The organism is Bradyrhizobium sp. SK17, assembly GCF_002831585.1.
Lineage (GTDB): Bacteria > Pseudomonadota > Alphaproteobacteria > Rhizobiales > Xanthobacteraceae > Bradyrhizobium.
Genome location: NZ_CP025113.1, coordinates 4,294,256 through 4,308,059 on the forward strand (window position 1 = coordinate 4,294,256; position 13,804 = coordinate 4,308,059).

At 63.9% G+C, this 13,804-nt stretch carries 12 protein-coding genes; 7 read left to right on the plus strand and 5 right to left on the minus strand.

Annotated elements, in window-relative coordinates:
- Positions 1–927, minus strand: coding sequence for a response regulator (locus CWS35_RS19675; RefSeq protein WP_024579721.1), 927 nt, complete (start codon positions 925–927; stop codon positions 1–3).
- Positions 917–4,282 (minus strand): hybrid sensor histidine kinase/response regulator, encoded by a 3,366-nt coding sequence (locus CWS35_RS19680; protein WP_024579722.1) that lies wholly within the window; start codon positions 4,280–4,282, stop codon positions 917–919. The genes CWS35_RS19675 and CWS35_RS19680 overlap by 11 nt, the downstream gene beginning before the upstream one ends.
- Positions 4,283–4,451: 169 nt before the next feature.
- On the opposite strand from CWS35_RS19680, the gene urtA reads away from it, so the two are divergent.
- The 7 genes from urtA (at position 4,452) to CWS35_RS19715 (ending at position 11,280) form a co-directional block, all read left to right on the plus strand.
- Entirely contained in the window at positions 4,452–5,714 is a 1,263-nt protein-coding gene (gene urtA / locus CWS35_RS19685) for an urea ABC transporter substrate-binding protein (protein WP_024579723.1), read from the plus strand.
- A gap of 123 nt (positions 5,715–5,837) precedes the next feature.
- Positions 5,838–6,764, plus strand: a complete 927-nt coding sequence (gene urtB / locus CWS35_RS19690) for an urea ABC transporter permease subunit UrtB (RefSeq protein ID WP_024579724.1) — start codon at positions 5,838–5,840, stop codon at positions 6,762–6,764.
- A gap of 17 nt (positions 6,765–6,781) precedes the next feature.
- The gene (gene urtC, locus CWS35_RS19695) at positions 6,782–7,915 is read left to right on the plus strand and encodes an urea ABC transporter permease subunit UrtC (protein ID WP_024579725.1); all 1,134 of its coding nucleotides are present in this window, start codon (positions 6,782–6,784) and stop codon (positions 7,913–7,915) included.
- 12 nt (positions 7,916–7,927) lie between these two features.
- Positions 7,928–8,683 carry an urea ABC transporter ATP-binding protein UrtD gene (gene urtD, locus CWS35_RS19700; protein WP_024579726.1) on the plus strand — a complete coding sequence of 252 codons (756 nt, stop codon included), beginning with the start codon at positions 7,928–7,930 and terminating at the stop codon, positions 8,681–8,683.
- Between the two features lie 199 nt (positions 8,684–8,882).
- On the plus strand, positions 8,883–9,572 hold the full coding sequence (gene urtE, locus CWS35_RS19705) for an urea ABC transporter ATP-binding subunit UrtE (protein WP_024579727.1): 690 nt from the start codon (positions 8,883–8,885) through the stop codon (positions 9,570–9,572).
- Between the two features lie 35 nt (positions 9,573–9,607).
- Positions 9,608–10,837 (plus strand): formamidase, encoded by a 1,230-nt coding sequence (fmdA, locus tag CWS35_RS19710; RefSeq protein ID WP_021082157.1) that lies wholly within the window; start codon positions 9,608–9,610, stop codon positions 10,835–10,837.
- 89 nt (positions 10,838–10,926) lie between these two features.
- Complete coding sequence (locus tag CWS35_RS19715) at positions 10,927–11,280, plus strand: zinc ribbon domain-containing protein (protein WP_024579728.1); 354 nt, start codon at positions 10,927–10,929, stop codon at positions 11,278–11,280.
- Positions 11,281–11,290: 10 nt separating this feature from the next.
- On the opposite strand, the gene CWS35_RS19720 is transcribed toward CWS35_RS19715, so the two are convergent.
- Genes CWS35_RS19720 through CWS35_RS19730 form a run of 3 tightly spaced genes read right to left on the minus strand, consistent with a single transcriptional unit; the run spans position 11,291 to position 13,790 of the window.
- A complete protein-coding gene (locus CWS35_RS19720) occupies positions 11,291–12,076 on the minus strand; it encodes an ABC transporter ATP-binding protein (protein ID WP_168226352.1) in 786 nt (261 codons plus the stop codon).
- Positions 12,073–12,846, minus strand: coding sequence for an ABC transporter permease (locus CWS35_RS19725; protein WP_100953266.1), 774 nt, complete (start codon positions 12,844–12,846; stop codon positions 12,073–12,075). The genes CWS35_RS19720 and CWS35_RS19725 overlap by 4 nt, the downstream gene beginning before the upstream one ends.
- Positions 12,846–13,790, minus strand: coding sequence for an ABC transporter substrate-binding protein (locus CWS35_RS19730; RefSeq protein ID WP_100953268.1), 945 nt, complete (start codon positions 13,788–13,790; stop codon positions 12,846–12,848). The genes CWS35_RS19725 and CWS35_RS19730 overlap by 1 nt, the downstream gene beginning before the upstream one ends.
- Positions 13,791–13,804: the final 14 nt, after the last annotated feature.

The window sequence follows — 13,804 nt, forward strand, 5'->3', positions numbered from 1 at the left end:
TCAGGACTTGCGATGCCTTGCATTGACCGCGATCGCGGCGGCGGCAGTGCGGTTCTCGACCCCGAGCTTGGCGTAGATCTGCTCGAGATGCTTGTCGACGGTGCGCGGGCTCAGGCCCAGGATCTGCGCGATGTCGCGGTTGGTCTTGCCCTTGGAGAGCCAGGACAGCACCTCGCCCTCGCGGGTGGTGAGGCCGAGCTCGCTGGAGAACTCGGCAGGCATGTCGCCACTGGTGTCCTTGGCCAGCCGCAGCAAGAATTCGTTGGGGCCAAGCTTGCCCATATATTGCAGCCGAAGTTGCTCGTTGCCGGGAAAGGACGCCACGGTTGCGGTTTTCGATCCCGCCTTGCCCTTCTGCGCGTGGTCGAGCCATTGCGGCATCGGGTCCGGCAACACGAAATTGTCGGCGGCGTCGGCGAGCGTATCCGACAGCAGTTTCTGGGCCTGCGGCGTCGCCCACAGCAGCGCGCCGGCGTTGTTGACCGCGAGCAGATAGCGGCCGGAGACATCGAGCGCGGCGCGCGCGCTCTGCGTCATCCGCGCATTGGCGAGATGGACCCGAATGCGCGCCAGCATTTCCTCGATCACGATCGGCTTGGTGACGTAGTCGACGCCACCGGCTTCGAGCCCACGCACGATGTGCTCGGTTTCGGCGAGGCCCGTCATGAAGATGATCGGGACGCCGTCGAGCCCGGCATCGCGCTTCAGCCGCCGGCAGGTCTCGAAGCCGTCCATGCCCGGCATCACGGCGTCGAGCAGCACGATATCGGGCGTGATCTGGTCGACGATGCGCATCGCGGAGGCGCCGTCGAGGGCGACCATCACGGTCATTCCGGCGCCGTCGAGCGCGTCGGTGAGGAGGCGCAATGTCTCCGGCGAGTCGTCGACGACGAGCGCGACGTCGCGCTTTCTCTGTTCAATGGTCATAGCTGTGCAATATCTTCAACGTCGCCATATATTGATCGAGATCGAACCGGTCGACCAGCGTCCGCATCTGTTCGACGAAGTCCGCGTGCTCGGGACACTCGTTGCCGATCTCGTCGAGCTTGAGCTGGATCGCTCTGACATAGCCGAGCTGGCCGAGGCTGATCAGCTCTTCGACATATTTGACCGGCGGGCGCGTGCCGCTATCGGGCTTCCATTGCGGGGCAGGCGCCTGCTCGGCCTCATACTCCCACTCGATCTTGAGCAACTGGCGGATGGTCTCCAGCAGTCGCGGGATGTCGATCGGCTTCATCAAATAGCCGTCGTGGAACGGTTGCGCCAGCGGCGCGCCGTGCGCCTCCAGCGCGCTGGCCGAGATCATCAGGATGCGGGCCTGATGATGGCCTTCGGAGCGCAAGGTCTCGGCGACCGTCCAGCCGTCCATCCCGGCCATCGAGATATCGAGCAGGAACATGTCCGGCCGGCAATGCTGGGCGAGGGCGAGGCAGCCCGGCCCGTCCGGCGCGCTGAGCAGGATGAAGCCGAGCGGCGCCAGGATCTCGCGCAGGAGGTCGCGCTGGGTCGGGTCGTCGTCGGTGATCAGGATCGTCTTGCGCGGGCCGTGATAGCCATAGACGGGAGCATCGACCGGCGCATCGCGGCGCGGGTTGGTGACCTCGGACAGCAGCAGCTTGACCTTGAAGGTGCTGCCGGTGCCGACCGTGCTCAACACCTTGATGTCGCCGCCCATCACGCCGGCGAGCAGGCGGCTGATGGTCAGGCCGAGCCCGGTGCCGGTCTGTGGCTGGGTGACGCCGAGTGCGCCGCGCTCGAACGGCGCGAAGATCCGCTCGAGGTCGTCGGGCTGGATGCCCGGCCCGGTGTCGATCACCTCGAACTCGGCGACCGGGCTGCGGTAATGCACGACGAATTGCACCTTGCCGGACTGGGTGAACTTGATCGCGTTCGAGAGCAGGTTGATCAGGATCTGCCGCAGCCGCTTCTCGTCGGCATAGACCACGACGGGCAGCACGGCCGGCCGCCTGAACACGAAGTCGATGCCTTTTGCCGCCGCTTGCAGGCGGAACATGCCGACCAACTGTTCGAGGAAATCGTTCAGCCGCACCTCGTCACGCGACAGATAGAGCCGGCCGGCTTCGATCTTGGAGATGTCGAGAATGCCGTCGATCAGACCCGACAGATGGTCGGCGCTGCGGCGGACCACGCGCACCTGCTCACGCGGCCGCACTTGGAGACTGTCGTCCTGCTCCAGCAGCTGGGCATAGCCGGAGATCGCGTTCAGCGGCGAGCGAAGCTCGTGGCTGAGGCCGACGACATAGCGGCTCTTGGCGAGGTTGGCTGATTCAGCGACCTCCTTGGCGCGCTGCAATTCGGCGTCGGTGCGCTTGTGGGCATCGATTTCCTGGATCAGCAGCGTGGTCTGTCGCCGGGTTTCCGCTTCCGCGGCGCGTCGGCTCTGTTGCGCCAGCACGAACAGCCAGGCGACCACGCCGATGATCAGCGTCAGCGCAAAGAACACCTTCCACAGCACGTCGGCCAACAGCTCGTTGGCATGCGCCGCCGTGGTTTGCAGGTAGATCAGGCCGAGCACCAGCGCCACCAGGCCGGCGGAGACAGCGAACACGCCGAGGTAATGTCCGAGCTGCGAGTTGAGGCGGGCGTAGATCGGCTGCGGCATCACCTTGCCCAGCGCGTCCGACACCTGGGCGCCGATCCGCCCATGCGGCTTGCAGAGATCGTGGCAGCGTGCGTCGAGCGAGCAGCACAGCGAGCAGATCGGGCCGGCATAGGCCGGGCAGGCGGCCATATCCTCGGGCTCGAACGCATGCTCGCAGATACAGCACTGGATCGATTCAATATTCTGCCAGCTCCGTTTCGGCTTGCGCGCGATGTAGTACTTGCCGTCGGTCGCCCAGGCAATCAGGGGAGCCGTGACGAAGGCGACCGCGAGCGCGACGAAGGCCGACAGCGCCTTGGCGGTCGGGCCGAACAGGCCGTAGAACGCGCTGATCGAGACCACCGTCGCGATCGTCATCGCGCCGACGCCGACCGGATTGATGTCGCAGAGATGCGCGCGCTTGAACTCGATGTGCTGCGGCCGCAGGCCGAGCGGCTTGTTGATGACGAGATCGGCGACCAGCGCGCCGACCCAGGCGATCGCGACGTTCGAGTACAGCGCCAGCGTCTGCTCCAGCGCCTTGTAGACGCCGATCTCCATCAGCAGCAGCGCGACCACCACGTTGAACACCAGCCACACCACACGGCCGGGATGCGAGTGGGTGAGGCGGGAGAAGAAGTTCGACCAGGCGATCGAGCCGGCATAGGCGTTGGTGACGTTGATCTTGACCTGCGACAGGATCACGAACGTTCCGGTCAGCGCCATCGCGAGATCCGGCTGTGACAGCACGTAGCGGAAGGCTTCGAGATACATGTTGGCGGGCTCGGCGGCGTGCTCGGCCGAGACGCCGTGGCTGAGCGCGAAGAAGGCCAGGAACGAGCCGGCCAGCAGCTTCAGCGCACCGAGCACGATCCAGCCGGGACCGGCGCCGAGCAGTGCGATCCACCACGCCTTGCGCGAGGTGCGGCGGTCGCGCGGCAGGAAGCGCAGGAAGTCGACCTGCTCGCCGATCTGCGCCACCAGCGCGAACACGACGGAGGCCGCGGTGCCGAACAGCAGCAGATCGAGATGGCCGGAGGGATCGCCGTGGTCGCCGGCGAATTTGCGCCACTCGGTGAAGGAATGCGGATTGGCCCAGGCGATCGCCGCGAACGGCATGATGTGGAGGATGATCCACAGCGGCTGGGTCCAGAGCTGGAACCGGCTGATCAGCGTGATGCCGTAGATGACCAGCGGGATGATCACCACCGCGCTGATCAGATAGCCGATCGGCCGCGGAATGCCGAAGCACATGTCGAGTGCGCTGGCGAGGATCACCGCCTCGATCGCGAAGAAGATGAAGGTGAAGGAGGCGTAGATCAGCGAGGTGATGGTCGAGCCGATATAGCCGAAGCCGGCGCCGCGGGTCAGCAGGTCGATGTCGATGCCGCTCTTCGCGGCGTGGTAGGCGATCGGCAGCCCGCACAGGAAGATGATGACGCTGACCACCAGGATCGCCGCGGAGGCGTTCATCGCGCCATAGTTCAGCGTGATGGTGCCGCCGATCGCCTCCAGCGCCAGGAAAGAGATCGCGCCAAGCGCGGTGTTGGCGACGCGGGCGGCGGACCAGCGCCGCGCGCTCTTGGCCGTGAAGCGCAGCGCGTAGTCTTCCAGCGTCTGGTTGGCGACCCATTGATTGTATTGGCGCCTGACGCGGTCTATCCGCTGCCGCCCTGCCACTCGCTCAAACTCCTGGTCCACGATGCGCTGATCGCGGGCAAATCCCGTACCAAAAACCTACGTCGCTATTTTGCGGTGCAGTATACGCGATCTCACGTATCAGTGCGCTGCACAAAAGTAAGCAATCCTCGCCTCATCAATAAGCGTTCTCGAACCAGATGGGGTGCTCATGTCAGACGAAACCAAACCAGGACTGCCGTCTCCGCTCCGCCGCAAGCTCTTGATGGGCATGGCCGCATTGCCGGCCATCTCGATGCTGGGCCGTCCCGCATTTGCCGACGTTCCTGCAACTTCTGCGGTCAACACCACCGGTCTTGCAGTCACCGATAGCGAAGTCACCGTCGGCATCCTGCACTCCGTCACCGGCACCATGGCGATCTCCGAGACCGGGTCGGTCGAGGCCGAGAAGCTCGCGATCGAGCAGATCAACGCCGCCGGCGGCGTGCTGGGCCGCAAGATCAAGTTCATCCAGGAGGACGGCGCGAGCGACTGGCCGACCTTCGCGGAGAAAGCCAAGAAGCTGCTGGTCAACGACAAATGCGCCGCGGTGATGGGCTGCTGGACCTCGGCCTCGCGCAAGGCGGTGCTGCCGGTGTTCGAGCAGTACAACGGCATGCTGTACTACCCGACCTTCTATGAAGGCCTCGAGCAGTCCAAGAACGTGATCTACACCGGCCAGGAGGCCACCCAGCAGATCATCGCCGGCCTCGACTGGGTCAACAAGACCAAGGGCGCGAAGAGCTTCTATCTGCTCGGCTCCGACTACATCTGGCCGCGCACCTCGAACAAGATCGCGCGCAAGCACATCGAGAACCATTTGCAAGGCTGCAAGGTGGTCGGCGAGGAATACTTCCCGCTCGGCTCGACCCAGTTCAACTCGGTCATCAACAAGATCAAGCTGACCAAGCCGGACGTGATCTACGCGATCATCGTCGGCGGCTCGAACGTCGCGTTCTACAAGCAGCTCAAGGCGGCGGGTATCGACCTGTCGAAGCAGACGCTGCTGACGATCTCGGTCACCGAGGACGAGATCGACGGCATCGGCGGCGAAAACATCGCGGGCGCCTATGCCTGCATGAAGTACTTCCAGTCACTCGACAACCCGAACAACAAGGCCTTCGTGCCGGCGTTCAAGAAGATGTGGGGCGAGAAGACCGTGATCGGCGACGTCACGCAGGCCGCCTATCTCGGCCCGTGGCTGTGGAAGTTGACCGCGGAGAAGGCCGGATCGTTCGACATCGACAAGATCGCGGCGGCCTCGCCCGGGGTCGAGTTCAAGGGCGCGCCCGAAGGCTATGTGCGCATCCACGAGAACCATCATCTGTGGTCGAAGACCCGCGTCGGGCGCGCCAAGGCCGACGGCCAGTATGAGCTGATCTACGAGACCGCAGACCTCGTCGAGCCGAACCCGTTCCCGAAGGGCTACCAGTGAGGCCGGGCGGGTAAACCGCGCAACCGCTCCCTCAACGCATCGCGGCGTGGACGTCATCGCCCACGCCGCCGATCGGGCGCCGCACACGTCGCGGCGCATGCCCCTTGGACTGGAGGACGACAGATGTTCGGCGACTATTCGATCAGCGACCTCGGCGCCATCCTCGCGATGCAGGGATTTGCCGGGCTCATCCTGTTCTCCGTCTATGTGCTGATGGCGCTGGGGCTTGCCATCATCTTCGGCCAGATGGGCGTGATCAACATGGCCCATGGCGAGTTCATGATCCTCGGCGCCTACGTCACCTGGATGACGTCGAACGTGGTGCAGCACGCCGCGCCCTGGCTTTTCCCGGGCTACTTCTTCATCGCGATGATCCTGGCGTTCATCGCCTCGGGCGCGCTCGGCATGCTGGTCGAATGGGCGCTGATACGCCACCTCTACAAGCGCCCGCTCGATACGCTGCTGGCGACCTGGGGCCTCAGCCTGATCCTGCAGCAGGCCTACCGCTCGGTGTTCGGCGCGCGCGAGGTCGGCGTCGATCTGCCGGAATGGATGATGGGCTCCTGGCAGGCCACTGACTCGATCCAGATCCCGATCAACGGTATGTTCGTGATGGGGCTGACGGTCCTGATCACGATCGTCGTGTTCTACATCCTGTTCTGGTCGAGCTGGGGCAAGCAGGTGCGAGCCGTGGTGCAGAACCGCGTCATGGCGGGCGCCGTCGGCATCAACACCGAGAAGGTCGATCGCTACACTTTCGGGCTCGGCTGCGGCATCGCGGGGATCGCCGGCTCGGCCTTCACCATGATCGGCTCGACCGGACCGACCGCCGGCCAGCTCTATATCGTCGACACTTTCCTGGTCGTGGTGTTCGGCGGCGCCGCCTCGCTGTTCGGCACCATCGCCTCCGCCTTCTCGATCTCGCAGACCCAGTCGACGCTGGAATTCTTCCTGTCGGGATCGATGGCCAAGGTGATCACGCTGCTGACCATCGTCGCGATCCTGATGGTGCGTCCGCAGGGGCTGTTCGCACTCAAGGTCCGCAAATAAGAACAAGCAGGCTGGTCATGATCAACTCGCGCTTTTTCAATCGCTCCGAACTGCTCGGCTTCCTGGCGCTCGCGGTGCTGCTGTTTCTGATCCTGCCGCTGTCGCTGGATATCTTCCGTCTCAATTTGGTCGCCAAATACCTGACCTACGCCTTCGTCGGCATCGGCCTCGTGCTGTGCTGGGGCTATGGCGGCATCCTGAGCCTGGGGCAGGGCGTGTTCTTCGGCCTCGGCGGCTACTGCATGGCGATGTACCTCAAGCTCGAGGCGTCGTCGGTCGCGAACACCAAGATCCAGTCGACGCCCGGCATCCCCGACTTCATGGATTGGAATCAGCTCACCTCGCTGCCCTTCTTCTGGAAGCCATTCCACAGCTTCCCGGTCACGCTGCTGGCGATCTTGCTGGTTCCCGCAGTCTTCGCGCTGATCATCGGCGCCGCGATGTTCAAGCGCCGGGTCGGTGGCGTGTACTTCGCGATCATCACGCAAGCGATCGCCGCGATCCTCACCATCCTGATCGTGGGGCAGCAGGGCTACACCGGCGGCATCAACGGCATTACCGATTTGCGCACGCTGAACGGCTGGGACATCCGCACCGATCACGCCAAGTTCATTCTGTATTTCGTCGAGGTTGTGCTGCTGTTCGGATGCATCGTCGCCGCGCAGTTCATCCGCCTGACAAAACTCGGGCGCATCCTGGTGGCGATGAGGGAGCAGGAGGATCGTGTGCGTTTCTCCGGTTACAGCGTCGCCAACTTCAAGATCTTCGCGTTCTGCGCCGCCGCGGTGTTCGCTGCGATCGGCGGCGCGATGTTCACGCTCGAAGTCGGCTTCATGTCGCCGTCCTTCGTCGGCATCGTGCCGTCGATCGAGATGGTGATCTACACCGCGGTCGGCGGCCGGATGTCGATCTTCGGCGCGGTCTGGGGTGCGCTGCTGGTCAATTTCGCCAAGACCAGCCTCTCGGAATCCTTCCCGCAGCTCTGGCTGTTCGGTCTCGGCGCGTTGTTCATCGCGGTCGTGCTGGCCTTCCCGAACGGGCTCTCCGGCATCTGGGCGGACCACATCCAGCCCCGCATCGATCGTCTTTTGTCATCACGCAAATCGAAATCGGCCGCCGGCCTCGTCGCCGACGGCGCACCGGCCGAGTGAGGAGGGATCATCATGCTCGTCGGCCATCAGCCAAAGGACTTCCTGCTCGCGGTCTCCGGTCTCACCGTGTCCTTTGACGGCTTCAAGGCGGTCAACGATCTCTCCTTCTATGTCGAGGAGAACGAGATCCGCGTCATCATCGGCCCGAACGGCGCCGGCAAGACCACGGTGCTCGACCTGATCTGCGGCAAGACCCGAGCGACATCAGGCTCGATCCAGTTCCGCGGCCAGGAGCTGACGAAACTGCGCGAGAACGAGATCGTGCAGGCCGGCGTGGGGCGCAAGTTCCAGACGCCGTCGGTGTTCGAGGATCTCACCGTGTTCGAGAACCTCGAGATTTCGTTTCCGCGTGGCCGCACCGTGTTCGGCTCGCTGACCTTCCAGCGCGACGACACCGTCAAGCAGCGGGTCGAGGAGGTCGCCGAAATGATCTTCCTCAAGGACCGGCTCAATACCTATGCCGACCAGCTCAGCCATGGCCAGAAGCAGTGGCTCGAGATCGGCATGCTGCTGATCCAGGATCCGGACCTCCTGATGCTCGACGAGCCGGTCGCCGGCATGAGCGTCTCCGAGCGTGCCAAGACTGCCGAGCTGCTCAACCGCATCATCAAGGACCGCTCGGTACTGGTGATCGAGCACGACATGAAGTTCGTCGAGGACATCGCGCACAAGGTGACGGTGCTGCACCAGGGGCAGATCCTGTCCGAGGGGACCATGGAGCACGTCAAGAACGATCCAAAAGTGATCGAAGTCTATTTGGGGCACTGACGCATGGTTACGGCAAGTCGAGCCGCGAACTCGGTTCACCTCTCCCCCTGTGGGAGAGGTCGGATCGCATCGTTAGATGCGATCCGGGTGAGGGGTGATGCTCCCTCGTGGGACCTGAAGGCCCCCACCCGGCGCTTTGCGCCGACCTCTCCCCGGTGGGGAGAGGTGAAGACAAGCACCCGTGCCTAGGAGCGACGACATGCTGGCAATCAATGATCTTCACGTCGCCTATGGCCAGAGCGAGGTGCTACACGGCCTCAACGTCTCGGTCGCGTCCAACGAGATCGTCGCGATCATGGGCCGCAACGGCATGGGCAAGACCACGCTGATGAAATCCCTGATGGGCATCCTGCCGGCCAAGAGCGGCAAGATGACCATGGACGGCGCCGCGCTCGATGGCCTTAAGAGCTACGAGCGGGTGGCGAAGGGGCTCGCCTACGTGCCGCAGGGCCGCATGATCTTCTCCACCATGACGGTGAAGGAGAACATCGAGACCGGGCTCGTGGTGTCAGGCGGCTCGGAGGTGCCCGGTGACATCTACGAACTGTTCCCGGTGCTGCTCGAGATGAAGGGCCGGCGCGGCGGCAATCTCTCCGGCGGGCAGCAGCAGCAGCTCGCGATCGCCCGCGCACTTGCGACCAAGCCGAAGGTGCTGCTGCTTGATGAGCCGACCGAAGGCATCCAGCCGTCGATCATCAAGGACATGGCGCGCACCCTGAAGCGGATCCGCGACGAGCGGGGGCTGTCGATCGTGGTCTCCGAGCAGGTGCTGAGCTTCGCGCTCGACATCGCCGACCGCGTGCTCGTCATCGAGAACGGCGAGATCGTCCGCGACGATCCGCGCGCTAGCGTCGATGCCGCGCAGATCTCAAAATATCTGTCCGTGTAACCAACCACACTCAGTAAACCAAGGGGAGCATTGCGATGCCAGACACACTGATCAAGGTCGATCTCAGCAAGTCGGCTTATGAAAACGACAAGATCCATAATCGCTGGCATCCCGAGGTTCCGATCGTCGAGTGGGTCAGCCCGGGCGATGACTTCATCATCGAGACCGTCGACTGGACCGGCGGCTTCATCAAGAACAACGATTCGGCCGACGACGTGCGCGACATCGACCTGTCGATCGTGCACTTTCTGTCCGGCCCGATCGGCGTCAAGGGCGCCGAGCCCGGCGATCTCCTGGTCGTCGACCTGCTCGATGTCGGCCCGCTCAAGGAGAGCCTGTGGGGCTTCAACGGTTTCTTCTCCAAGCAGAATGGCGGTGGCTTCCTCACCGATCACTTCCCGCTGGCGCAGAAGTCGATCTGGGACATCAAGGGGCTCTACACCTCGTCGCGCCATGTGCCCGGCGTCAACTTCGCCGGCCTGATCCATCCCGGCCTGATCGGCTGTCTGCCTGATGCCAAGATGCTGGCGGCGTGGAATGCGCGCGAAGCCGAGCTGATCGCGACCAATCCGACCCGTGTGCCGGGCCTCGCCAATCCGCCGTTCGCGCCGACCGCGCATGCCGGCCAGGCCAAGGGCGACGTCAAGGCCAAGATCGGCCTCGAGGGCGCCCGCACCGTGCCGCCGCGCGAGCATGGCGGCAATTGCGACATCAAGGATCTGTCGCGCGGCTCGAAGATCTATTTCCCGGTCTATGTGCCGGGCGGCGGGCTCTCGATGGGCGATTTGCATTTCAGCCAGGGCGACGGCGAGATTACCTTCTGCGGCGCCATCGAGATGGCCGGCTGGCTGCACATCAAGGTCGACCTGATCAAGGACGGCGTCTCGAAATACGGCATCAAGAATCCCGTGTTCAAGCCGTCGCCGATCACGCCGAACTACAAGGACTATCTGATCTTCGAGGGCATTTCGGTCGACGAGGCCGGCAAGCAGCATTACCTCGACGTCCACATCGCCTACCGCCAGGCCTGTTTGAACGCGATCGAATATCTGAAGAAGTTCGGCTACTCCGGCGCCCAGGCCTATTCGATCCTCGGCACCGCGCCGTGCCAGGGCCACATCTCCGGCGTGGTCGACGTCCCCAATGCCTGCGCCACGCTATGGCTGCCGACGGAGATCTTCGATTTCGACATCATGCCGTCGTCGGCAGGACCGATCAAGCACATCAAGGGCGACATCCAGATGCCGATCTCGCAAGACAAGTAATCCCTGCGCGAAGGGTGCGGGACGGCTGTGCTTTGGCCGCCCCGCATCCGTCGCCGGATGTCACACGACTGCGCAAGGGATTTAGGGAAATGCCGATCTACGAATATCTCTGCAATGACTGCGGCCCATTCACCGACATGCGGCCGATGGCGGAATGCGACCTGCCGCAGGATTGTCCGCAATGCGAGACGACCTCGCCGCGCGTGATCCTGACCGCGCCGGCGTTCTTCTGCATGCCCTCGGACAAGCGGAAAGCACACGCCACCAACGAGCAAAGCCGGCACGCGCCGAAGACGCTCGATCAGTACAAGGCCGCACACGGCCCGGGCTGCGGTTGCTGCTCTTCCTCTTCCGGGAAGAAAAAGCCGGCGCGGCTGATGACCAAGACCAAGAGCGGCGCCAAGGGCTTTCCGACCGCACGTCCCTGGATGATCAGCCACTGACGATCGCCTTTTAGGCCTGTTCGGCGACCTTCAGCGCTTCGGTGCGGATCTCCTCGACCAGCCGCTCCTTCAAGGCGACGAATTCCGGCGCGGTCTTGATCTTGTAGGAACGGGGATGCGGCAGGTCGACCGCGATCTCCGCCTTGATGCGGCCGGGACGGGCGCTCATCACGATGACGCGGCTGCCGAGGAAGATCGCTTCCTCGATGTCGTGGGTGACGAACAGCACCGTCTTCTGGTCGCGCTCCCAGATCCCGAGCAGCATCTCCTGCATCAAGGCGCGGGTCTGGTTGTCGAGCGCGCCGAACGGCTCGTCGAGCAGCAGGATCTTGGGATCGTTGGCCAGCGCGCGGGCGATCGCAGTGCGCTGCTGCATGCCGCCGGACAATTGCTTGGGCCAGTGATTTTCGAAGCCGGATAGCCCGACCCGGCGGATGAAGGCGTCGGCGATCTCATGCCGTTCGGCTTGCGATGCGCCGCGCTCGCGCAGGCCGAAGGCGATGTTCTCGCGCACGGTCAGCCAGGGAAACAAAGTGTAGGACTGGAACACCATGCCGCGATCGGCACCGGGGCCGGTGACCTCGCGGCCATCGAGGGTGACGCGGCCGCTGGTTGGCCGGTCGAGGCCTGCGATGATCCGGAGCAGGGTGGACTTGCCGCAGCCGGACGGGCCCAGGATGGTGACGAAGTCGTTGTCGCCGACGTCGAGCGTGGTCGGCTCCAGCGCCCGGGTCGGCGCGTTGCCGGCGCGGGCGGGGAAGGTGCGCGCGACCTGATCGATCCGAAGCAGGGTCATGCGAGCTTCCACGGGAACAGCCAGGCGTTGAACGCCTTGAACAGGAAATCGGAGATCAGGCCGATCAGCCCGATCACGATGATGCCGAAGATGATCTGGCCGGTGTTGAGCAGCGCCTGGCTGTCGGTGATCATGTGCCCGATGCCGGACGACGAGCCGATCAGTTCGGCGACGATGACATAGGTCCAGGCCCAGCCCAGCACCAGGCGGAGGATTTCGGCGATTTCGGGCGCGGCGGAGGGCAGCAGCACGCGGCGGATGATGCCGCCGTCGCGCGCGCCGAGCGTGTAGGCGGCCTCGACCAGATCGCGCCGCGTGGCGCCGACGGTGACGGCGACCATCAGGATGATCTGGAACACGGCGCCGATGAAGATCACCAGCAGCTTTTGCAACTCGCCGATGCCCGCCCACAGGATCAGCAGCGGGATGAAGGCGGACGCAGGCAGATAGCGCGCAAAGGACACGAACGGTTCGAGGAAGGCCTCGACCGGCTTGTAGGCTCCCATCAGCACGCCGATCGGCACCGCGATCACGGCGGCCAGCGCGAAGCCGCCGATGACGCGCCAGATCGTCATGCCGATGTCGAACAGGAAGCCTTGCTTGGCGAGCAGCTCATAGCCTTCATGCACCATGGTCAGCGGGTTGGCGAGGAAGGTCTTCGATACATGGCCGCCGAACGTCGCCCAGGACCACAGGGCGACGAACAGCACGAAGAACGCGAGGCCATAGGCCACGCGCTGCTTCGATGTGGTGGGCTCGAGAGGACGCATCACTTGATGAAGCTGGCGTCGTAGATGTCCTCGATCTTCGGCGCGGCCTTGATGATGCCGACCTCGAGCAGCAGCTCGGCGGCCTCCTTGTTGAAGGTCAGGAAGTCGCCGGCAAAGAATTTCTGGTTGGCCGCCTTGTCCTGCCAGCGCAGGTACTTGGCCGAGTTGCCGAACTGCTCGCCGGTCTGTTTCACGTCCGCGCCCATGATCTCATAGGCCTTGGCCTGATCCTTGGCGATCATGTCGAGCGCCTCGAAATAGCTGTTGGCCAGCGCCTGCGCGGCCTTCGGATTGTCGGTCAGGAATTTCGGCGTACAGCCGAACGTGTCCATCACGATCGGGTAGTCGAGCGTGGTGGCGATGATCTTGCCTTTGTCGGGCGCGGCACGCACCGTCGACAGATAGGGCTCGTAGGTCATCGCGGCATCGTTCTGCCCCGAAACGAAGGCTTGCGCCGCTGCGGCCGGCTCCAGATTGACCACCGTGACGTCTTTCACCGTGAGGCCGTTCTTCTTCAGCATCCAGGCCAGCGCGAAATACGGCGAGGTGCCCGGCGCCGAGGCCGCAACGGTCTTGCCCTTGAGGTCCTTGATCGCCGCGACGTCGTTGCGCACGGCCATGCCGTCGGCGCCATAGCTCTTGTCGAGCTGGAAGATCTGCTTGGTCGCGACGCCGTTGGCGTTCCAGGAGATCCAGGTCTCGACCGTGGTGGCGGCACATTGGATGTCGCCCGAGGCGATCGCGAGGTGCCGGTCCTTCTGCGGGATCTTCTTCAAGGTGACGTCGAGCCCGTTCTTCTTGAAGATGCCGGCCTCCTTGGCGAGCGTCAGCGGCGCGAAGCCGGTCCATCCGGAGATGCCGACGCCGACCTTGACGTCATCCGTGAACGCGGTGGTCGACGCCAGTAAAGCGATGATTGCTGGAAATAGTTTGACAGAACGCATGATTGCCCCCCTTT

Bases quoted from the DNA above. Each gene is read 5' to 3' on its own strand.
- CWS35_RS19675 (WP_024579721.1), bottom strand. From the start codon at position 927: ATGACCATTGAACAGAGAAAGCGCGACGTCGCGCTCGTCGTCGACGAC.
- urtA (WP_024579723.1), top strand. From the start codon at position 4,452: ATGTCAGACGAAACCAAACCAGGACTGCCGTCTCCGCTCCGCCGCAAG.
- urtB (WP_024579724.1), top strand. From the start codon at position 5,838: ATGTTCGGCGACTATTCGATCAGCGACCTCGGCGCCATCCTCGCGATG.
- urtC (WP_024579725.1), top strand. From the start codon at position 6,782: ATGATCAACTCGCGCTTTTTCAATCGCTCCGAACTGCTCGGCTTCCTG.
- urtD (WP_024579726.1), top strand. From the start codon at position 7,928: ATGCTCGTCGGCCATCAGCCAAAGGACTTCCTGCTCGCGGTCTCCGGT.
- urtE (WP_024579727.1), top strand. From the start codon at position 8,883: ATGCTGGCAATCAATGATCTTCACGTCGCCTATGGCCAGAGCGAGGTG.
- fmdA (WP_021082157.1), top strand. From the start codon at position 9,608: ATGCCAGACACACTGATCAAGGTCGATCTCAGCAAGTCGGCTTATGAA.
- CWS35_RS19715 (WP_024579728.1), top strand. From the start codon at position 10,927: ATGCCGATCTACGAATATCTCTGCAATGACTGCGGCCCATTCACCGAC.
- CWS35_RS19720 (WP_168226352.1), bottom strand. From the start codon at position 12,076: ATGACCCTGCTTCGGATCGATCAGGTCGCGCGCACCTTCCCCGCCCGC.
- CWS35_RS19725 (WP_100953266.1), bottom strand. From the start codon at position 12,846: ATGCGTCCTCTCGAGCCCACCACATCGAAGCAGCGCGTGGCCTATGGC.
- CWS35_RS19730 (WP_100953268.1), bottom strand. From the start codon at position 13,790: ATGCGTTCTGTCAAACTATTTCCAGCAATCATCGCTTTACTGGCGTCG.